The following is a 20,054-nucleotide window of genomic DNA, read 5'->3' on the forward strand; positions in this document are numbered from 1 at the left end:
TAACCGAGCAAGCTGGGTACCCGCACGGTGCCGGGTAGGAAGGCACGAAAGTGCCCGCACGTGTCAGCCCTTGAAGTACTCGGAGATGTCCGTGACGAGTTCCTTGACGGCTGCCGGGATGGAGCCGTGGAACTGCTTGGGGGAGACCTCGAACGTGCTGCCCGGGACTGCCGCGTGCAGGCGCTCGGCAGTGACGCGGTAATAGGAGGGGCTTTTGCCGCCCACCATAAAATGCGTCGACGGCGGCAGTACAGAGAATGCGTTGACGTCCTCCACCTCGTTGTAGGCGGCCTTCAGCTCGCCAACCCCTGACGGCATAAGTTCCGTGAACATCCTGTTGACGCGGGTCCGGGACGTCACGGCCATCAGCCCGGCCAGGATCGGTTCCGGGACCCGGGCCAGTGCGGTGCCGGGCTGCAGGCCCTGCTTGAGCCGGGCCAGCGCATGGCCCACCTTGCCGGCGTTGACCGCGTCTTCGAAGTCCTTCAGCCAGGCCTTGTCGATGCTGCCGTCGATGTTCACGGCGGCGTCGTACACGGCCAGCTTGGCAGGCTCATGCTGGCTGCCCGCGAATTCCTGCACGGCGTTCAGCGCCACCGAGCCGCCCAGGCTGTGGCCTAGGATGTTCCGCGCTCCCGTGGCGTCCAGGACTGCCCGGACGTCAGCGATTTCCGTGGCCATGGAGTAGCCGGCGGGCTGTTCGGTGGAGTTGCCGCGGCCGCGCCTGTCATAAACGTCCACGGCCCATTCGTCGCCCAGGCCCGCGGCAAGCGCCAGTGAAAACGGCCGGTAAATCAGGGCGGTGAGGAAAGCGCCGCCGATCACTACCACCCGGCGGTGGCCCGGGGCATCCACGGCGCCGTAACTGTACAAAGCCAGCTTGCCGCCGTCGTCAGTGGAAATCAGCTGTTCATTCACGGTCACCATCCTAGGCGGGGCCGGCAGGCATCAGCAGGAGCCAAGGAGTCCGGTGAGCTCAGGCGTTCAGGAACCGTGCCATCCGCATGGCCAGCCGCTTCCCGGGCCGAAGCGGGCCTTCGTGCAGTTGCCCGGGCACCACAGCGAACTCCACGGCCGGGGCGATCGAAGCGAGCTGCCGGCCGGTCTCCGCGAAGTAGCCCGGACTCCAACCACCGGTCAGCATGAGAGTGGGAGTGGTCAGGGACGTAAAATCGTCGGCTTCGGCGTCGGCATCCAGGACCGCCCGCATTTCCGTCACAGCCGTTGGCAGGAGCTGCCGCATCTCGGCGCCCAGCCGGGTCCGCGCGGAGACGATGCTCAGCATCCGCAGCGCACCCATGGGCAGGTAGGACACCGGCCCGGCGGTACCGAGGCCCTGGACCAGGTGCGCCCACGCATGGTCCAGCTGACCCGCGGTCACCGCCACTTCCAGTTCAGGGCGCCAGCGGTGGTTCAGGCTTCCGGCCAGGGACACCGCGGCGTCGTAGGTGACCAGCCTTCGGATGGGGAGGGTCAGCGCGGCCTGCAGCGCCACAAAACCGCCGTAGCTGTGGCCCACCACGTCCGTCGATCCGGTGGCCTCCATCACCGCGGCAAGGTCCTCGATCTCGGTCTGCACCGAGTAGCCGTCCGGCTGCCCGCTGGAACCTGCCCGCCCGCGGCGGTTGTAGCAGTGCACAGGGCGGCCCAGCAGCGTGCCCAGGTTGTGTGCGAAGGGGCGGTACAGCTTGTCGGTGACCAGGGTTCCGTGGACCAGCACGACGCCGGTACTTTCGCGCGGCGGTGGGCCCGCCGTCGTCGGTCCTTCAGTACGTCCGGAAGAGGCTTCTGCCGGGGTGCCGCGGTGTGCGCCCGGACGGATCGGGACCGTCCCGGGGCGGGTGAAGGAGTGCAGCAGCAGCCGGCCGCCGTCGCTGGAATCGACTGTCCACGTCTCCATCTTCTTGAGTGTATGCCCGGCGCCTGTGACCTGGGACTCCCGGCCTGGCTGTTAGTGGTGCTGCGCGGTGTTTGCTGCGGGGCGGCGCCACCTGTACTACCGGTAAACTTGGGGATTGTGACTTCACAAAACACCCCCGGAACGGCCCCTGCCCCCACGAATGCTCCCGAACCCGTTGATGCCAGCGAACAGATGCGCATCCGGATGGAGAAGCGCGCCAAGCTGATTGAGCGCGGTGTTGAGGCCTACCCGGTGGGCGTGGAGCGTACGCATTCCCTGGCGGAGATCCGCGAAAAGTATGCCCACCTCGAGGCGGACGACACCACCGGGGACGTTGTTGGCGTTACCGGCCGTGTGGTTTTCATCCGCAACACGGGCAAGCTCTGCTTCGTCACGCTCCAGGAGGGCGGCACGGACGGCAAGGGCGCACGGCTGCAGGCGATGCTCAGCCTGGCCAACGTGGGCGAGGAATCGCTGGCGGACTGGAAGGCCCTGGTTGACCTGGGCGACCACGTTTTTGTGCACGGCGAAGTCATTTCCTCCCGCCGCGGCGAGCTGTCCGTTATGGCAGATTCCTGGGCCATGGCGTCCAAGGCGCTCCGCCCGCTGCCGGTCCTGCACGCTGACCTGAACGAGGAAACCCGCGTCCGCCAGCGCTACGTGGACCTGATGGTCCGCGAGGAAGCCCGCGAGATGGTCTACACCCGCGCGGCCATCACCCGTTCGGTCCGTGAAACGCTGCACCGGCACCGCTACGTGGAGGTGGAAACCCCCATCCTGCAGCTGGTCCACGGCGGCGCCACGGCGCGTCCGTTCGAGACGCACATGAACGCGTTCGACCAGAAGATGACCCTGCGCATTGCCACCGAGCTGTTCCTCAAGCGGGCAGTGGTGGGCGGCATCGACCGCGTCTATGACATGGGCCGGGTGTTCCGCAACGAGGGCGTGGACTCCACGCACAGCCCGGAGTTCAGCACCCTGGAGTGCTACGAGGCCTGGGCTGACCAGTTCGTGATGGCCGAGCGGATGAAGGAAATCATCCTCGACGCCGCGGACGCCGCAGGCGTGGGCCGCACCCTCCAGACCGAGGCCGGGGAGATCAACCTCGACGGCGAATGGGCCTGGCTGCCGGTCTACCCCGGACTTTCGACGGCGGTGGGCCAGGAGGTCACTCCGGAGACCAGCATCGAGGTTCTTCGGGAGCTCGCCGTCAAGCACGAGGTGAAGTTCGATCCGAAGTGGGACGCGGAGAAGCTGGTGGTTGAGCTGTTTGGCGAAATCGTTGAGCCCACGCTGCTTAACCCCACGTTCGTTTACGACTACCCGCCGTCTGCGCAGCCGCTGGCCCGCCAGCACCGCACGGATGACAGGCTCATTGAGGCCTGGGACCTGATCATCGGCGGCATGGAACGTGGCACCGCGTTCTCCGAACTGATCGACCCCGTGATCCAGCGCGAGCGGCTCACCGAGCAGTCGCGCCGCGCCGCTGCGGGTGACGACGAAGCCATGGCGCTGGACGAGGACTTCCTGCGGGCGCTGGAATACGGCGCCCCGCCCATGGGCGGAATCGGGCTGGGCATCGACCGCCTGGTGATGCTGTTCACCGGCGCCGGAATCCGCGAAACAATTCTTTTCCCGCTCCTGAAGCCTGAGGCGAACTGATCATGGAATACGTAGCGGTACTGCTGCCGTCATTGGTGGTTGGACTGTTGTTCTGGTTTGCAATGAAGTCGATCTTTAATGCGGACAAAGCGGAACGCCGGGCTGAGGCGCAGGCGCAGGCCGAAGCCGATGCTGCCGGAAATTCCCCGAAGCGGCACGAATCCGGCGAGGCAAAATAACAAATCTCGCATTCGCGGGACTGGATTTTGGCGCGCCGTCGCGTGACCATTTTTTGACGTGGCGCCTTTTATGGGTTGATAATTCGTAGGTAAAGCATCCAGCTTTTCTGACAGCTCCCGTTTCCAAAAGGAATATATACATGGCACAGAAAGTCAAAATCATCCTCGTAGATGATCTGGATGGGGGATCTGCGGACGAAACTGTTCGCTTTGGCCTGGACGGCGTCAATTACGAAATCGACCTCTCCTCGGCCAACGCGGAGCAGCTTCGCTCCGGTCTGGAACGCTTTGTCGCAGCTGCGCGCAAGGCATCCGGAAACAAGGCACCGCGTGGCAAAGCTGCTGCGGCGCGCAATCAGGACTCAGCCCAGATCCGTCAGTGGGCGCGGGAGCACGGTTACACCGTGAACAGCCGCGGCCGGATCCAGGCTGAAATCCAAGAGGCTTACCAGAAGGCTAATTCCTAACGGAGTTGCTTTTGAGGCTCGCAAACAGGGGTGTTCCGCCATACGGCGGAGCGCCCCTGTTTTTTTGCTTAACCAGTCAGCGGGCACCCGATGCCCAGGCCAGGCAGAGACAGAGAACCGCGGCCAGGCACAACCAGCAGCGGTGGATGTTCCACAGTATCCACCGGGCCTCGAATTCAATCCGGCCCTGGCCGGGATTGCTGCCTCTGGCGTGCTGGTCCAGCCGGTTGTTCAGCGGGATATTGCGGGCAAACGTAATAGCGAGCGAGGCTGAATAGAAGGCCCAGGCCAGCGTGGCCGGCAAGGCCGCATCCAGGCCGTTGACCCAGCCATAGATCGCCGTCGCACCAAGACTAATGAATGCACCGGCAAATCCCAGGGCAAACCAGGGATTCTGGATGGCTGAATTTATGTGGGACATGGTCCGCACGAAGGTGGCATCATCAGCCCTGCGCAAGCCGGGCATTACTGCGCAGGCGAACCCGTAGTAGAGGCCACTAATTCCCGCCAATGTTGCGGACGAGGCGGCCAGAAGGAAAATCAGCATCCGGGCTCCATTTCTTCGTTCGTTTTCGTTGTTGCGGACCGTGGTGCCCTGGCGGGGTTACGCGATAAGTCCTACAGGAATACGCAGCGGGAACCCAGCGTCATTCCGTGCCTGATACGCCGCAGTATGAAGCTGAGCGGTTGGCGTATGTCCGGAACGGCCCCGCGTTGGTTCGATGGAACTATGGAAAACAACCTGGACAACACGGCAGACCTCGCCCATAACGGCACCATCCTCGTCATCGGCGGAACCGGCGAGCCCAAGGACTTCAGTGAGTTTGCCCGGGAAGCGGCAGCAACGGGCGTTTGGGGCCCGGCAGCCTAGACTTCGGGCTATGGATCCCCTCAGCCACTTCGTGGATGGCCCGCGGGCACGCAATGCCTTTCTCCTGGAGGTACGGATGTCCCCGCCCTGGGCGATCCAGGTGGCGGATGAGGCGCCACTGACTGTTGTTGCAGTCCTTAGCGGCTCTGCGTGGTTCTCCCAGCGCGGGGGCGAACCCGTGCACCTGGTGTCAGGTTGTGTCCTGGTGGTACGGGATCCCGCACCCTACGTCATCTCCCACCAGCCGGACCAGCAGCCTGCGTACTTCATCGGAGTGGACCAGAACTGTACGGGCTCCAACAGCGAGGACCTGACGCAAGGCCTTGGGCTCGGGCTGCGGGCCTGGGGAAACGACGCCGGAGGAAAGGATTCCATGCTGGTGGGGACATATCGCAGCAGCGGCCAGGTGGGGGACCTGCTCATTTCGTCACTGCCGCCTTACCTCGTGGTCCAGGAAGGGGCCAGCCCTGTCTTCGAGCTGCTGGTCAGGGAGGTCCACCGCGACGGCCTGGCACAGGCGAGCGTGCTCGACAGGCTGCTGGACCTCCTGCTGATAGGGACGATTGAGAGCTGGTCCCGACAGGAATCCGGTGCCGGCAGCAACTGGCTGGCTGCGGAGCCGGATCCAGCAGTGCAGAAGGCGATCCGCCTCATCCACGCTTCCCCGGACCTGCCATGGACTGTGGACGGGCTCGCTTCACGGGTGGGCGTGTCCAGGGCATCACTGGCCCGGCGTTTCCACGATCGTGTGGGAAGGCCGCCCATTGCCTACCTGAACCACTGGCGGTTGGCGAAAGCCGCGGACCTGCTCGCCGATCCGCAACACACCTTGACCGCGGTGGCGCGCCAAGTTGGATACGCGAGCCCGTTCAGTTTCAGCACGGCTTTCAAGAAGCGTTACGGCATGAGTCCGCAGGAGTACCGGCGGAAGGGTCACGGAGGCCTGCCGGCGCTGGAATCCCTTGCTGCGGTTTCCCCTGTGGCGAACAAGCTCCACAACTCGTAGCCAGCCACGTAGCATCAAAGTACGTCGTAGCTAGGAGTGTGGCGAAATGTTTGAGCGATTTACGGACCGTGCCCGTCGCGTAGTTGTGCTTGCCCAAGAAGAGGCACGCATGCTGAACCACAATTACATCGGAACCGAACACATCCTCTTGGGTCTTATCCATGAGGGTGAGGGTGTTGCCGCCAAAGCCCTGGAGTCCTTGAGTATTTCGCTCGACGGCGTCCGTGAGCAGGTTCAGGAGATCATCGGACAGGGCCAGCAGGCGCCGTCCGGCCACATCCCGTTCACGCCGCGCGCCAAGAAGGTGCTTGAGCTGTCGCTGCGCGAAGCCCTGCAGCTGGGCCACAACTACATCGGCACGGAGCACATCCTGCTGGGACTCATCCGTGAGGGTGAGGGTGTTGCGGCGCAGGTGCTGGTGAAGCTCGGTGCTGACCTGAACCGGGTGCGCCAGCAGGTCATCCAGCTGCTCTCCGGCTACCAGGGCAAGGAAACCACCGGCGCAGGCGTCGGTCCGGGCCAGGCTGAGGGTACCCCGGCCGGTTCCGTGGTGCTGGACCAGTTCGGCCGCAACCTCACCCAGGCTGCGCGTGAGAACAAGCTGGATCCTGTGATCGGCCGCGAGCAGGAAATGGAACGCGTTATGCAGGTCCTTTCCCGCCGCACCAAGAACAACCCCGTCCTGATCGGTGAGCCCGGCGTTGGCAAGACCGCCGTCGTCGAGGGCCTGGCCCAGGCGATTGTCCGCGGCGACGTCCCGGAGACTATCAAGGACAAGCAGCTGTACACGCTTGACCTCGGCTCCCTGGTGGCCGGTTCCCGGTACCGCGGTGACTTCGAAGAGCGCCTGAAGAAGGTCCTCAAGGAGATCCGCACCCGCGGGGACATCATCCTGTTCATCGATGAAATCCACACCCTGGTTGGTGCGGGCGCGGCTGAAGGCGCAATTGATGCAGCCTCCATCCTGAAGCCCATGCTGGCCCGCGGTGAGCTGCAGACCATCGGCGCCACCACGCTGGATGAGTACCGCAAGCACATCGAGAAGGACGCCGCACTGGAGCGCCGCTTCCAGCCCATCCAGGTCAAGGAGCCTTCGGTTGCGCACGCGATCGAGATCCTCAAGGGCCTGCGTGACCGTTACGAGGCACACCACCGCGTCACGATCACCGACGGCGCCCTTGCCTCGGCTGCCAGCCTCGCCGAACGCTACATCTCGGACCGTTTCCTGCCGGACAAGGCCATCGACCTCATCGATGAAGCCGGCGCCCGGCTGCGCATCCGCCGGATGACCGCTCCGCCGGAGCTGAAGGCCATGGATGAGCGCATCGCTGACCTGAAGATGGAGAAGGAGTCCGCGATTGACGCGCAGGACTTCGAAGGCGCTGCCTCGCTCCGCGACAAGGAACAGAAGCTGATCACCGAGCGCTCCGAGAAGGAACGCCACTGGAAGACCGGCGGCATGGATGAGGTTTCCGAGGTTGATGAGGATCTCATCGCCGAGGTACTGGCCAACTCCACCGGTATTCCGGTCTTCAAGCTGACCGAGGAAGAGTCCTCGCGCCTGCTGAAGATGGAAGAGGAACTGCACAAGCGCGTAGTGGGCCAGGACGAAGCCATCAAGGCCATGTCCCAGGCAATCCGCCGCACCCGTGCAGGCCTGAAGGACCCCAAGCGTCCCGGCGGCTCGTTCATCTTCGCCGGCCCCACCGGCGTCGGCAAGACCGAACTGGCCAAGGCCCTCGCGGAGTTCCTCTTCGGTGAAGAAGAAGCCCTGATCACCCTGGACATGTCCGAGTACTCGGAGAAGCACACGGTTTCGCGTCTCTTCGGTGCCCCTCCGGGCTACGTTGGCTACGAAGAAGGCGGCCAGCTGACCGAGAAGGTCCGCCGTCGTCCATTCTCCGTGGTGCTCTTCGACGAGGTTGAAAAGGCCCACGCGGACCTCTTCAACTCGCTGCTGCAGATCCTGGAAGACGGCCGCCTGACCGACTCCCAGGGCCGCGTGGTGGACTTCAAGAACACCGTGATCATCATGACCACCAACCTGGGTACCAGGGACATCTCCAAGAGCGTTGCCACCGGCTTCCAATCGGGCACGGACACGCAGACCGGCTACAACCGGATGCGCGCCCGGGTCACTGAGGAACTGAAGCAGCACTTCCGCCCGGAGTTCCTGAACCGTGTTGACGACGTCGTGGTGTTCCCGCAGCTGACGCAGGACGAGATCATCGAGATCGTGGATCTGTTCGTGAGCCGCCTGGAGAAGCGCCTCAAGGACAAGGACATGGGCATCGAGCTCACCACCGCGGCCAAGAAGCTGCTGGCCACGCGCGGCTACGATCCCGCCATGGGTGCCCGGCCGCTGCGCCGCACCATCCAGCGCGAGATCGAGGACCAGCTCTCCGAGAAGATCCTCTTCGGCGAGCTGCACGCGGGGGACATCGTGGTGGTGGACGTTGACGGCGAAGGTGACGACGCCAAGTTCACGTTCCAGGGCAACGCCAAGCCGCGCATCCCGGAGATCGCACCCAGCGTCTAAGGACCAAACCCGAACGGCCCCGTCCGCTTCCGAAAGGAAGCAGGCGGGGCCTTTCGCTTTGCTTGGGCGGCACGTGCGGGCCGCCGAACGTCAATGGAAGGCGCAGGGTACGCGGCGTGAAACTTTGTGATGTGGGACACGGTCGGGTTGAATCGGGAACATGGCTATTCAGAACCCGGCGATCCCGGGCGAGCAACCTATGTCCCCATTCCACAACCTGGACCACTACCTGGCTATCCCCCGGGTGGCCGGCCTGGCCTTGAGCCCGGACGGCAGGAGACTGGTCACCACCGTCTCCACCCTTAACAGCAAAGGCACCGAATTCGGCACTGCTCTTTGGGAGCTTGATCCCACGGGGGAGCAGCAGGCACGGCGGATCACCCGCAGCGCCAAGGGTGAAGCCGGAGCCGTCTTCGCCGCCAACGGCGATGTCTACTTCACTTCCGCCCGGCCGGACCCGGAAAGTCCGGACGGCGATCCCGTGAAAGCCCTGTGGCTGCTCCCGGCCGGCGGCGGGGAGGCCCGGATCATTCTCTCGAGGACTGGCGGCGTGGACCAGGTCCTGGCTGCCCGGGACGCCGACACAACGATTGTTATTGCCGAGGTCCTGGCCGGTTCCACGAACGAGGATGATGATGCTGAACGGCGTAAGGGCCGCAAGGACAACAAAGTAGCGGCCATCCTGCACAGCGGGTACCCGGTCCGTTTCTGGGACGCGGACCTGGGCCCGGGCCAGCCCCGCATCTTCGCCGTGGAAGAGGGCCGGGAACAGGAAGCGGGAAAGCCAGCCACCGTGGATGCTGCACCGCCGCGCGTCCTCCGTAACCTCACTCCGCAGGCAGGCCCCGGGCTGCGGGAGGCTGAAACGGTGGTGAGCCCGGATGGCAGGACGGTTTACACGAGTTATGTGAAGCCGCTGGCGAAGGGGGAAAGCCGTTCGGTGCTGGTCGCCGTGGACGTGGAAACCGGCAGCCAAAAGGTGCTGCTGGACCAGGACGGCATGAGCTACTTCCCCGGCCCGGTCAGTCCGGACGGCAACACCCTGGTAGTGGTCAGTGAGAGTGACACCACCCCGCACCAGGCGCCGCAGATCAAGCTGAACCTCCTGGATGTTTCGGACCGGTTGGACTCATCCGAAGGGGCAACCGGTGCCGGCCGCCTTGCCGCGCTGGTTCACGACTGGGATCGCTGGGCCAGGCCCGCAGCCTGGCTTCCGGACGGTTCAGCGTTGCTGGTCACAGCGGACGACGACGGCGCGGCGCCGGTTTTCCGGATCAGTATCCCCGCGTCAGCTGCTGAGGTGAGCGTCACCCGGGTGACGCAGGACGCCGCGGCGTATACCGACGTCGTAGTGTCACCGGAAGGACGCACCGCCTACGCGCTGCGCAGCTCTTACGCCTTTCCTCCGGAAGCAGCCCGGATTGATCTGGAATCGGGGGAGGCAATGCGCCTTCCGGCGCCGGCCGAACGGCCTGCGGTTCCGGGACGCCTGGAGCGGTTGGCGGCCACTGCAGCTGACGGGGCACGTGTTCCTGCTTATCTGGCACTGCCGGAGGGAGCGTCCGCCGATGCGCCTGCGCCTCTGCTGCTCTGGATCCATGGCGGTCCGCTCGCATCCTGGAACGCCTGGACCTGGCGGTGGAACCCCTGGCTGCTCACGGCCAAGGGGTACGCTGTCCTGTTGCCGGATCCGGCGTTGTCAACAGGCTACGGGCAGTCGTATATCCAGCGCGGCTGGGGTGAATGGGGCAAGGCTCCCTTTACGGACCTGATGGCCGCCACGGACGCCGCCGAAAAACGCCCGGACATCGATTCCACGCGCACCGCGGCCATGGGAGGATCCTTTGGCGGCTACATGGCCAACTGGGCGGCAGGACACACTGACCGCTTTAGCGCGATCGTCACCCATGCCAGCCTGTGGGCCCTGGACCAGTTCGGGCCCACTACTGATGACTCCTCGTACTGGCTGAAGGAAATGACGGAGGAGATGGCCGTTGAGAACTCGCCGCACCTCCACGTGGAGAAGATCAGTACGCCCATGTTGGTGATCCACGGGGACAAGGACTACAGGGTGCCAATCGGGGAAGGCCTGCGGCTCTGGTACGAACTGTTGTCCAAATCCCAGCTGGCGGCGGACCGGGACGGCCGGACTCCCCACCGCTTCCTGTATTTCCCTGACGAAAACCACTGGATCCTGCAACCGCAGCATGCCAAGGTCTGGTACGGCGTGGTGGAGAGCTTCCTGGCAAAACACGTGCTGGACCAGGACGTCCCCGTGCCTGCCGAGCTGGGCCTCTAAGGGCCGGAGTCGCCGGTTCGGGCTGCGGCAACCATAGGATAGGCGTGTGACTGATTCCTTCCTCATCCGCCCAGCCCGGACCAGCGATGTGGCCACCATCAAGAGGCTCGTGGCGCCGCTGGCAGAGCAGCGGATCCTGATGGCCAAGGAAACGGTGGCGTATTACGAGAGCCTCCAGGAGTTCCGGATCGCCGAGGCAGGTGACGGCACGGTGGTTGGTTGCGGTGCCCTGCACGTGATGTGGGAGGACCTGGCGGAGATCCGCACGCTCGCGGCGGCGGAGTCCTGGCGTGGCCGGGGCGTGGGCCACGTCCTGGTGGAGAAGCTCCTGGAGGAGGCCCGGCAGTTGGGCGTGTCCCGGGTGTTCTGCCTGACGTTCGAGGTGGACTTCTTCAAGCGCCACGGCTTTGAGGTGATGGCCGACCAAAGCGCCGTGGACCCAGTAGTTTATTCGGAGCTGCTGCGTTCCCATGACGAAGGCGTTGCCGAGTTCCTGGACCTCGCCAGGGTCAAGCCGAACACCCTGGGCAACACCCGCATGATCCGGGTCCTGGAGAACTGAGAACTGAGCCCCGGGATCTTCCGCGCCACGGCGTCCGGGTAGTAGGGTCGGGAGCACACCCTCCAGGAAGCACACTAGGCCCAGGAGCACCATGAAAAAGCTCATCAATGATCCAAAAGCCGTGGTCGAAGAATCCGTTGAAGGATTCGGAATGGCCCACCCAGACCTCGTAACGGTTAATACTTCCCCCGCATTTGTCACCCGCAAGGACGCCCCGGTGGCCGGCAAGGTGGGGCTGGTGTCCGGCGGAGGCAGCGGACACGAACCGCTGCATGCCGGTTTTGTGGGCAGGGGAATGCTCGACGCCGCCGTGCCGGGGGCGGTGTTCACCTCGCCTACGCCGGACCAGATCATCCCCGCCACACTCGCCGTCGATTCGGGCGCCGGCGTGGTGCACATCGTGAAGAACTACACCGGCGACGTCCTGAATTTCGAGACCGCCGCGGAGATGGCCGAGGCCGAAGGCGTCCAGGTGCGCACCATCCTGGTCAATGACGACGTCGCGGTGGAGGACTCGCTCTACACCGCGGGCCGCCGTGGTGTAGCAGGTACCGTCCTGGTGGAAAAGATTGCCGGAGCCGCCGCCGAACGCGGGGATGACCTGGACGCCGTCGCGGCAATCGGAGGCAGGGTGAACAGCAACGTGCGGAGCATGGGCGTTGCCCTGTCCGCCTGCATTGTGCCCCACGCCGGCCAGCCCAGCTTCGACCTCGAAGAGAACGAAATCGAGATAGGCATTGGCATCCACGGCGAACCCGGCCGGCACCGGATTGCCATGGAAAGCGCTGACGGGATTACGGACCGCCTGCTGGAACCGGTCCTGTCCGACCTGGACGTGAAGCAGGGCGAGAACGTCCTGCTGTTCGTCAACGGCATGGGCGGGACGCCGCAAAGCGAGCTGTACATCGTGTACCGGCGGGCGGCGAAGGTCCTGGCGAAACGCGGAATCACCGTGGCGCGCTCGCTGGTGGGCAACTACATCACGGCGCTGGAAATGCAGGGCTGCTCCATCTCCGTCCTGCGCCTGGACGACGAACTGACCGAACTCTGGGACGCACCCGTGCACACCGCGGCGATGCGCTGGGGAGTGTAGGGATGGCGCTGGATACCACCTGGACGCTGAAATGGCTTGAACTGTGCGCGGAGGCCATGAAGGAAAACCGGAGCAGGCTGATTGACCTGGACCGTGCGATTGGTGACTCTGACCACGGCGAGAACATGGACCGGGGGTTCCAGGCCGCCATGGTCAAGCTCGCGGAATCTCCGCCGGAAACGCCTGCGGCCGCGTTGAAGATGACGGCCATGGCGCTGATGTCCAGTGTTGGCGGGGCAGCCGGGCCGCTCTACGGAACGGCCTTCCTCCGGGCGTCAACAGCGCTCGGTGACGCGGCCGACGTCGAACCTTCCCTGCTGGTGGATGCGCTGGAAGCTGCGCTGGGCGGCATTGTGGCGCGCGGCAAGGCCGAACCCGGGGATAAAACCATGGTGGATGCCTGGACACCGGCGGTGGAGGCTGCGCGGAAGGCAGCGGACGACGGCGGGCTGCCGCAGGACGTGCTGCGCGCCGCGGCTGACGCTGCTGCTGCCGGAGCCGAAGCCACGGAGCCGCTGGTGGCCCGGAAAGGCCGCGCCAGCTACCTGGGGGAGCGCAGCGCGGGGCACCGCGATCCGGGGGCTGAGTCCAGTGCGCTGATCCTGCGGGCGGCGGCAGAGGCTGCCCTGTGAGCGTGCGGCTGGTGGTGGTGTCGCACAGTGAAAAGATCGCCGACGGCGCCGCGGAACTTGCCGCCCAAATGGCACCTGACGTGCAGATCCTCGCAGCCGGGGGAACCGGAGACGGCAGGATCGGCACCAGCCTGGAAAAGGTCATGGCGGCCCTGGACGGTGCCGCCGGCGGGGACGGAACCGTGGTGCTGGCGGACCTGGGCTCGGCCGTGATGACGGCGGAATCGGCCATCGAATTCGCCGAGGACCCTGGCTCCGTGTTGCTGGCAGACGCGCCACTGGTGGAAGGCCTGGTAGCAGCCGCCGTGGCCGCCCAAAGCGGGGCGGATACCGAAGCCGTGAAGGCGGCCGCAGAGGCTGTGGCGGCCACCTTCGCAGGGGGTCAGGGCGGGGGAGAAGCCGCTGGTGAGCCGGCCGCCGTCGAACCTTCCGAACCTGAGATCACTGCAGACTTTGAGCTGGTGAACCAGGCGGGAATGCACGCCAGGCCGGCCGCGAAGATCGCCGGCGGAATCTCCGGGCTGGATGCTGAGGTGACCATCAACGGCATTGACGCGGCATCGATGACCGGGCTGATGACCCTCGCCGCGGGAAAGGGTTCTGTGCTGCACGTGGCGGCTTCCGGGCCCGACGCTGAGAAAGCCGTGGGATATGTGGGGGACCTGGTCCGCTCAGGATTCGGGGAGCCGTGAACTGAGGCCGTCGGCGTCGAGGTTCACGGCGGCGGAGATGAACTGCCCGCACTGTTCGCCGTAGGGTGTGGACACGATGGGCGTGATGGTGTGGGTCAGTTCAGGCAGCGGCGCGCCATCTGGGCCGGTGCCCGTCAGCACCACATCAACCGGAGCATCGGTGAGCCGCTCCAACATGAGCATGCCGATCAGCGTTCCGTCCGGGGTGGAGGTTGCCGAGCAGACGCTGTCCGGACCGGCGTCGCGGTTGCAGTCATCGCTCATGCTGACCGAACCGGGCTGCAGGTCGAGGTCGCCCTCGGCGCAGGCTCCCTCCTGGCAGGCCTTGAGATGGAGCGACTCCACCTGCGGGACGTAATCGCGCACCACCGTCACGGAAACTACCGGCGCCGCCGCAATGGCCGGGCACCCTGCCTCCTGGGGCGAACAAGCGGCGGTGAGCAACGCCGTCGTGGTTGCCATCAGCAGTACCGCTGTCCTGGACATACCTCCATGCTATTCCCGAAAGGACTCAGCGGCGCCTGCGGCCTTGGCTGGATCAGAACGGCGGTTATCCAATCTCGAGCACAGAACTTTCGACGGTTTCCTTGTGTTAGCTGGGTGCTGGTTTACGCTTCCTGTGTATCCATCGTTTGGGGGCGTTGATGGGTTTATTTCCCCTTACCTTTTAGGGGGATTCTGTGGCCGCTTTTCCCGCCGTGCCCGCATGCTTGCTGGGGCTTCTCTTCTCGGACTTGTTGGCTCCTGTTTTTGTTGTTGCGTTCCGCTGTAGCGGAGCTTGACGTGTCTCACGCACTACAGCAGGTGCCCGCTCCGTCTGAGAGTGATCGGGTCAGCGACTCTGAAAAGCAGGCTCTCCACAGGGCTGCAGCAACGGGCGCTGTTGTTGTTGACGCAGTTACCACTCCTACGGAATTGGTAACTGCTTCTCCTGACAGGAGGTTCACTTTAACGGGTTCATTTACGCCGTGGGCTTTTTGGAACCGGTTCGATGAACGGCTACAAGCTCTTGCTCATGAGTGCGGTCGGCCGTCGGGACGGAATGGCACTAGAACTCGCCACCGAAGCTGGCGAACAGGTCGCCGAAGGCTTTATGGACGACGTGACCCGCGAACGCACGGTCACCTTCTTTACCGACCAACCCGTACCGCTGCTAGTGGTCGAATGGTTCCTTGGGGAAGCGGCGGGCCGGCTATGAAGCACCCGTGACGGGTGTCCGTCTTGATCGTCTCAAAAAGGGCGACGGTGTCAGGTTCGTGAATCCGAAATCCCTGGCGAATCAAGATCGATTGAAGGTGGGTGGCCAGGGCATTCTGATCCTCTTCATTCAGGGCCTCAAGCGAAAATTACCCTCGACGGTACTATCGAACGAATCCCACTGCAGGGAAATCCGGTGCTTGGAGGCTGACCATGGAAGATATGAAGAGCATTCTCTGGCTCGCCATCGAGGACTACTCAGGTCTGTGGGAAGCGGTCTGGCAACTGCGTACATACAATCCAGAAACCGCTGCGGACGTTTTGATTGAGCGCGCGAAGACGGTACTGGAACTTCTATTCGCAGGTGGTTTCATTCGGTTTTTCCGCTGCCAAGAGCCATACGGCCAGCTCTCCGAAATGAAGGACACTGAAGTGGCGGAGATCCTCTCCGATCCGCGATATTGGGAGGAGCCAGCGGTTGATTCTGTATCGATTCGATTCGGAACAACGTCTTTGGGCCAGGAAAAATACGCCGCTTTGGGCGCCGCATAGGCATTGCGGAAATAACGGCTTATCGGGTCCAAGACTTGAAGCTGTGCCGAGTACGATAGGGCGCACCGACTCTGCCGGGTTGGCCGGGTTATAAAGCACCTTGGAGGCCTTTCCTGACGTGCTGGACCGGTCAAGAACTCGTACGGTGGCGCGAAACGCTGACGGGAGCGAATCGACCCCATATGGAACCCGGCGACTCGGAAGAGTCCAGGGAACCACGCACCGATCGAATGGGACTAGTGATCTGAGATGAACGACTACTGGAAGCTTCCAGGGTTCGCGGACGTGTACCTCGAGGACAGTTGGGTCGTCGGTCTTCAAGCCACTCCCAGCCTTTTCGTAGTTGAGGTGGACCTCGTGTTGCGAGAGACACATCCACAGTACGCTCCGCCGGCGTCAGGCGAGCAGTACTGCTATCGCCCTGGATGGATTCGATTCGTGGCCGTCTCGACGCTGCGTTGGTTCGACCAAGGGCAACCACCAGCCGTCGACAGGACCGGCGAGAGTGATTTCGGCGGTATCGACACGTTCACTTTCCTGAAGGACGTCTACAGCATTGTCGGGTCCTTCGGACGGATCGAAATTCAGGCCGGGCGTCAGCCGGTTGTGACTCTCCGGGAGTACCCCTAAACGGATTGGCTTGGCCGGACGGCACAACTGGCTTGTATTACGCCGACGTGATCCCGGGAGCCGAGGTCTTGGAGCAGCTGAGCCTTGTTTCCTCCAGGTAGGCCTTTTAGCATCGGGTGAATCAGGGTGAATTTGGTGAATTTGGGTTTCCGGGAACCCTCCGTCCCGCTACTCCGGGAACAGCCCGATGAAGAAGTAGAACGCCACGGCCAGGGCCACCATAAACGGGATCACGCAGCCCAGGGTTTGCCGGGTTTTGGGCGAGGGCTGGAAGGAGTGGTTGGGGTCGGCCGGGTTGTAGGCCACCTCGATGACGTTCCCGGGGACAGGGACTTCGACCACCGGAATCTCCGACTGGCCCATGTACAGCGTGCCGCGGGAGTCCATAAACCGGTAGGCCGGAAAATACCGGCGGTTCCTGGTGGATCCGCCGGTGCCGCCGCTCCACCCGGCAGTGTGCCCGGTGACGGTTGCGGGAACGCGCGGCCAGTCGGCGGTTTCGCGCTCGTGGCGCCGGGTTTTGCGGACCGTGTGGATGATCGAGATGACGGCGGCCACCACAAAAATCGCCCACGCGATGTACATGACGGTTCTCATTGGCTTCTCCTGTTGGGGCGTTTGGGTGCGGTCACGACGGCAGCCTGTACCCGGCTTCGGACATCTCCGCGAGGCCGTCCGCCAGCAGTCCCTGCAGCGCACGGTCCAGCTGTTCAACCGGAGCGCTGAGCCGGTGGAGGGCGCCCAGCGGCACCGAAATGCCCTCCGGCGCCAACCCAAGGTCCGCGGGCGGGGTCAGGAACAACTCGGCGGTGACCGGCGAATCCGCCTCCCGCAGCACCGCCATCACGGCTCCGCGGACCTGCCTGTCCGTGCCGTGCCACGCCTGTCCTTTCGGAACGTACGACGGCGGCGGCTCACCTGCCAGCCGCCACGCACACTCCGCGCGCACCGGACAGTCCGCGCACTTGGGTGCCCGGGCCGTGCAGACCACGGCTCCCAGCTCCATCACCGCAGCGTTCCAGCGGACGGACAGCCCGGCGTCGTCCGGCAGCAGTTCGGTGGCCAGCCGCATCTCCGCGGCCGTGAGCGCCTGCGCGGGCAGTGCCGTTCCGGTGAAGAGACGTGCGTGGACGCGCCGGATGTTGGTATCCACCACCGTCTGGCGGCGGCCGTAGGCGAAAGCGGCGACGGCGGCAGCCGTGTAACTGCCCACGCCCGGAAGCGACAGCAGGCGTTCGTACTCCGCGGGCACCTCGCCGTTGTGGTCGGCGGTGATGGCGGCTGCGGCGGCGTGCAGCCGAAGCGCCCGCCGCGGGTAGCCAAGCCGGCCCCAATGCCGAACGGCTTCACCAGCGGGCTCGGCGGCAAGGTCAGCAGGCGCGGGCCAGCGGGACATCCAGTCCTCCCACACAGGCAGGACCCGGACCACCGGTGTCTGCTGCAGCATCACCTCGCTGACCAGGACACCCCAGGGCGTGCATTCGGGCAGCCGCCACGGCAGGTCCCGGGCCTCCGCGGCGAACCAGTCCGTGACAGCCCTGTGGATAGCAGGAAGTGACCGGCGAAGGTCAGGTGTGTCCATCGACGGCGCGGAGGGTGCAGCGTTAGTTTTGATGCACACACTGTAGTTGATGCGGCTGGCAGGAGGCACGAATGGCGAAGTCACACGGGGCGGCAGGACAGCTGGCCAAGGCCCTGGGAATCGTCCTGGGCACTGACGGGATTCCCCTGCGGCTGCGGGCCTGGGACGGCTCCGAAGCGGGCCCGGAAGATGCGCCCCTGGTGGAGTTCACCTCCCGGCGGGCCTTGCGGCGGATCCTCTGGCAGCCCGGCCAGCTTGGGCTGAGCAGGGCGTACGTCGCAGGCGAGATCGACCCGCACGGGGACATCTTCGCCGCGTTTGCCGCGCTGAGTTCCGCCGGCAAATTCGCCGAACCCGGCCCCTTCAGCACCCCCACGGCCCGCGAGGTGGCAGCCTTGGTGCGGACCGCCGTCGGGCTCGGAGCACTGGGTCCGCAGCCCGCCCCGCCGCCGGAAGAGATCCGGATCGAAAAGCACGGCCGCCGGCACTCCAAGAAGCGTGACGCTGCCGCGATCTCACACCATTACGACGTCGGCAACGACTTTTACGCTCTGGTGCTGGGTCCGTCCATGGTCTATTCATGCGCCGTGTTCGACAGCCCGGATACTTCGCTGGAGTCCGCGCAGGAAGCCAAGCTGGATCTGGTGTGCCGGAAGCTGGGGCTGCAGCCGGGCATGCGGGTGCTGGACGTGGGCTGCGGTTGGGGGAGCTTCGCGCTGCACGCCGCGCAGCATTACGGGGTGGACGTTGTGGGCGTCACCCTTTCCACTGAGCAGGCGGACCTGGCGCGCAAACGGGCAGCAGACGCGGGCCTTGCCGGACAGGTGGACATCCGGGTGCAGGATTACCGCGACGTGACGGACGGGCCGTTCGACGCGATCAGCTCGATCGGCATGTCCGAGCACGTGGGCCGGGCGCAGCTGGGCCGGTACGTCTCACAACTGTTCGGGCTGCTGCGGCCCGGCGGGCGGCTGCTGAACCACGCGATCTCCTGGAATGCCGGGCCCACGGAGGACGATCCCGACTCGTTCATCCCGCGGTACGTGTTCCCGGACGGCGAGATGCTCAGCCTCTCCGAATCCATGGTTGCCCTTGAAGCCTGCGGGTTCGAGGTGCTGGACGTGGAGGCCCTCCGCCCGCATTACGCACTGACTCTCCGGGCGTGGGTCCGGAACCTGGAACAGAACTGGGATGAAGCGGTGCGGCTGACGTCCCCCGGACGGGCACGGGTCTGGCGGCTGTACATGGCGGCGTCTGCCATCGGCTTCGAGAACGGGCTCACCGGCGTGAACCAGGTGCTGCTGCAGCGGCCGGGAAGCAGTTCGGGCCTGGGTGCGGATCTGGCTTCGGGGCTGCCCGAGGTCCCGCTGCGCCGGACCGCATGGATGTAGGTCCCGATGTAGGTCAGCGCGCCCCGGCGTGGGAGACCCGCGGAACCGGTGGGGTTACCTAGCCTAGAAGTATGGTCAGGCAAGGCAAACCCGCTACTTCCCGTCCGGCTCCGAAACGTACCGTCAGCCCGGCGGTCTACCGGCGCCGGCGGCTGTTTGTTGGCGTCGCTTTGCTGGTGGTCCTGGCGGTAGTGCTGGGCGGCCTGGCCGCTGCCGGAGTGTTCCGGGGATCAACCGAGCAGGCCTCGTCCACCCAAAGCACCCCTCCGTCCGGCGACGAAACAGCGGCGGCCGGGGACCCGTCGTCGGCCCCCACTGCAGAACCCACGCCGACGGCGCCCGCCACCCCCACGTGCGACCAGAACCTGGTGACGGTGGCCGCGGCAACGGACAAGACCCTGTACCTGCCAGACGAGAAGCCGATGCTCACGCTGCAGGTGACCAACGGCGGAACCGTGGCGTGCGAGGTGAACATGGGAACCTCACAGATGGAGTTCCTGGTGACCAGCGGCACGGACAGGATCTTCTCCTCCAAGGACTGCCAGGCGAAAAGCGAGGACCTGGTCAAGGTGATCCAGCCCGGCCAGAGCGAGAGCGCCAATTTCCCGTGGCAGCGCAACCGCAGCGTGGAAGGCTGCCAGCCCGTCGCGGCTGTGCCCGGGGCCGGCGGCGCGTATTACGTTTACACGGCGAAGCTGGGGAAGCGGACCAGCCAAAAGGCCGTGTTCCAGCTCCAGTAGCCCAACTGGGTCGCAGTTAACGTCGTGAAAACGCGTTTTGAGCGCGTTAAGTGCGAGTCA

Annotated in this window: 22 protein-coding genes; 16 read left to right on the forward strand and 6 right to left on the reverse strand. The window is 64.8% G+C overall.

Annotated elements, in window-relative coordinates; all coding sequences use genetic code 11:
* Window positions 1-63: 63 nt before the first annotated feature.
* Together ACPJW8_RS01160 and ACPJW8_RS01165 are read right to left on the reverse strand one after the other, a co-directional pair.
* Window positions 64-927, reverse strand: a complete 864-nt coding sequence (locus tag ACPJW8_RS01160) for an alpha/beta fold hydrolase (RefSeq protein ID WP_425256391.1) — start codon at window positions 925-927, stop codon at window positions 64-66.
* Between the two features lie 49 nt (window positions 928-976).
* Window positions 977-1,900, reverse strand: a complete 924-nt coding sequence (locus ACPJW8_RS01165) for an alpha/beta hydrolase (RefSeq protein ID WP_330187971.1) — start codon at window positions 1,898-1,900, stop codon at window positions 977-979.
* A gap of 117 nt (window positions 1,901-2,017) precedes the next feature.
* Here ACPJW8_RS01165 and lysS point away from each other — a divergent pair, with 117 nt between their 5' ends.
* From lysS to ACPJW8_RS01180, 3 genes are all read left to right on the forward strand, one after another.
* Window positions 2,018-3,562: a lysine--tRNA ligase gene (gene lysS, locus ACPJW8_RS01170; protein ID WP_425256392.1), complete on the forward strand. Its 1,545-nt coding sequence runs from the start codon at window positions 2,018-2,020 to the stop codon at window positions 3,560-3,562.
* A 2-nt stretch (window positions 3,563-3,564) separates the two neighbouring features.
* Window positions 3,565-3,741 carry a hypothetical protein gene (locus ACPJW8_RS01175; protein WP_330187970.1) on the forward strand — a complete coding sequence of 59 codons (177 nt, stop codon included), beginning with the start codon at window positions 3,565-3,567 and terminating at the stop codon, window positions 3,739-3,741.
* A gap of 140 nt (window positions 3,742-3,881) precedes the next feature.
* Window positions 3,882-4,208: an Lsr2 family protein gene (locus ACPJW8_RS01180; protein ID WP_330187969.1), complete on the forward strand. Its 327-nt coding sequence runs from the start codon at window positions 3,882-3,884 to the stop codon at window positions 4,206-4,208.
* Window positions 4,209-4,284: 76 nt separating this feature from the next.
* Here ACPJW8_RS01180 and ACPJW8_RS01185 read toward each other — a convergent pair whose 3' ends face one another.
* Window positions 4,285-4,755 (reverse strand): DUF1772 domain-containing protein, encoded by a 471-nt coding sequence (locus ACPJW8_RS01185; RefSeq protein ID WP_330187968.1) that lies wholly within the window; start codon window positions 4,753-4,755, stop codon window positions 4,285-4,287.
* Between the two features lie 183 nt (window positions 4,756-4,938).
* Here ACPJW8_RS01185 and ACPJW8_RS01190 point away from each other — a divergent pair, with 183 nt between their 5' ends.
* The 8 genes from ACPJW8_RS01190 (at window position 4,939) to dhaM (ending at window position 13,902) form a co-directional block, all read left to right on the forward strand.
* The gene (locus tag ACPJW8_RS01190) at window positions 4,939-5,079 is read left to right on the forward strand and encodes a hypothetical protein (RefSeq protein ID WP_330187967.1); all 141 of its coding nucleotides are present in this window, start codon (window positions 4,939-4,941) and stop codon (window positions 5,077-5,079) included.
* A 10-nt stretch (window positions 5,080-5,089) separates the two neighbouring features.
* Entirely contained in the window at window positions 5,090-6,085 is a 996-nt protein-coding gene (locus ACPJW8_RS01195; protein WP_330187966.1) for an AraC family transcriptional regulator, read from the forward strand.
* A 46-nt stretch (window positions 6,086-6,131) separates the two neighbouring features.
* On the forward strand, window positions 6,132-8,624 hold the full coding sequence (locus tag ACPJW8_RS01200; RefSeq protein WP_330187965.1) for an ATP-dependent Clp protease ATP-binding subunit: 2,493 nt from the start codon (window positions 6,132-6,134) through the stop codon (window positions 8,622-8,624).
* Between the two features lie 160 nt (window positions 8,625-8,784).
* A complete protein-coding gene (locus tag ACPJW8_RS01205; protein ID WP_330187964.1) occupies window positions 8,785-10,923 on the forward strand; it encodes a prolyl oligopeptidase family serine peptidase in 2,139 nt (712 codons plus the stop codon).
* Between the two features lie 46 nt (window positions 10,924-10,969).
* Window positions 10,970-11,485 carry an amino-acid N-acetyltransferase gene (locus ACPJW8_RS01210; protein ID WP_330187963.1) on the forward strand — a complete coding sequence of 172 codons (516 nt, stop codon included), beginning with the start codon at window positions 10,970-10,972 and terminating at the stop codon, window positions 11,483-11,485.
* A 91-nt stretch (window positions 11,486-11,576) separates the two neighbouring features.
* On the forward strand, window positions 11,577-12,578 hold the full coding sequence (gene dhaK / locus ACPJW8_RS01215; protein ID WP_330187962.1) for a dihydroxyacetone kinase subunit DhaK: 1,002 nt from the start codon (window positions 11,577-11,579) through the stop codon (window positions 12,576-12,578).
* Window positions 12,579-12,580: 2 nt separating this feature from the next.
* Complete coding sequence (gene dhaL, locus ACPJW8_RS01220) at window positions 12,581-13,210, forward strand: dihydroxyacetone kinase subunit DhaL (RefSeq protein WP_330187961.1); 630 nt, start codon at window positions 12,581-12,583, stop codon at window positions 13,208-13,210.
* Window positions 13,207-13,902 (forward strand): dihydroxyacetone kinase phosphoryl donor subunit DhaM, encoded by a 696-nt coding sequence (gene dhaM / locus ACPJW8_RS01225; protein ID WP_330187960.1) that lies wholly within the window; start codon window positions 13,207-13,209, stop codon window positions 13,900-13,902. The genes dhaL and dhaM overlap by 4 nt, the downstream gene beginning before the upstream one ends.
* Here the strand turns inward: dhaM and ACPJW8_RS01230 are convergent.
* On the reverse strand, window positions 13,882-14,388 hold the full coding sequence (locus ACPJW8_RS01230) for a hypothetical protein (protein ID WP_330187959.1): 507 nt from the start codon (window positions 14,386-14,388) through the stop codon (window positions 13,882-13,884). The two genes, dhaM and ACPJW8_RS01230, sit on opposite strands and share 21 nt — an antisense overlap.
* Before the next feature lie 505 nt (window positions 14,389-14,893).
* Between ACPJW8_RS01230 and ACPJW8_RS01235 the strand changes: the two genes are divergently transcribed.
* The 3 genes from ACPJW8_RS01235 (at window position 14,894) to ACPJW8_RS01245 (ending at window position 16,281) form a co-directional block, all read left to right on the forward strand.
* Window positions 14,894-15,100: a hypothetical protein gene (locus ACPJW8_RS01235; protein WP_330187958.1), complete on the forward strand. Its 207-nt coding sequence runs from the start codon at window positions 14,894-14,896 to the stop codon at window positions 15,098-15,100.
* A 212-nt stretch (window positions 15,101-15,312) separates the two neighbouring features.
* Window positions 15,313-15,651: a hypothetical protein gene (locus ACPJW8_RS01240; RefSeq protein ID WP_330187957.1), complete on the forward strand. Its 339-nt coding sequence runs from the start codon at window positions 15,313-15,315 to the stop codon at window positions 15,649-15,651.
* Between the two features lie 249 nt (window positions 15,652-15,900).
* Window positions 15,901-16,281 carry a hypothetical protein gene (locus tag ACPJW8_RS01245; RefSeq protein ID WP_330187956.1) on the forward strand — a complete coding sequence of 127 codons (381 nt, stop codon included), beginning with the start codon at window positions 15,901-15,903 and terminating at the stop codon, window positions 16,279-16,281.
* 168 nt (window positions 16,282-16,449) lie between these two features.
* Here the strand turns inward: ACPJW8_RS01245 and ACPJW8_RS01250 are convergent, their stop codons facing one another.
* Together ACPJW8_RS01250 and ACPJW8_RS01255 are read right to left on the reverse strand one after the other, a co-directional pair.
* Window positions 16,450-16,878 carry a DUF3592 domain-containing protein gene (locus ACPJW8_RS01250; protein ID WP_330187955.1) on the reverse strand — a complete coding sequence of 143 codons (429 nt, stop codon included), beginning with the start codon at window positions 16,876-16,878 and terminating at the stop codon, window positions 16,450-16,452.
* 31 nt (window positions 16,879-16,909) lie between these two features.
* A complete protein-coding gene (locus tag ACPJW8_RS01255) occupies window positions 16,910-17,863 on the reverse strand; it encodes an A/G-specific adenine glycosylase (protein WP_330187954.1) in 954 nt (317 codons plus the stop codon).
* 71 nt (window positions 17,864-17,934) lie between these two features.
* On the opposite strand from ACPJW8_RS01255, the gene ACPJW8_RS01260 reads away from it, so the two are divergent.
* Together ACPJW8_RS01260 and ACPJW8_RS01265 are read left to right on the forward strand one after the other, a co-directional pair.
* Window positions 17,935-19,254, forward strand: coding sequence for a cyclopropane-fatty-acyl-phospholipid synthase family protein (locus ACPJW8_RS01260; RefSeq protein WP_330187953.1), 1,320 nt, complete (start codon window positions 17,935-17,937; stop codon window positions 19,252-19,254).
* Between the two features lie 71 nt (window positions 19,255-19,325).
* Entirely contained in the window at window positions 19,326-19,994 is a 669-nt protein-coding gene (locus ACPJW8_RS01265; RefSeq protein ID WP_330187952.1) for a hypothetical protein, read from the forward strand.
* The last annotated feature ends 60 nt before the right edge of the window (window positions 19,995-20,054 follow it).

Source organism: Pseudarthrobacter sp. J47, from assembly GCF_049810315.1.
Lineage (GTDB): Bacteria > Actinomycetota > Actinomycetes > Actinomycetales > Micrococcaceae > Arthrobacter.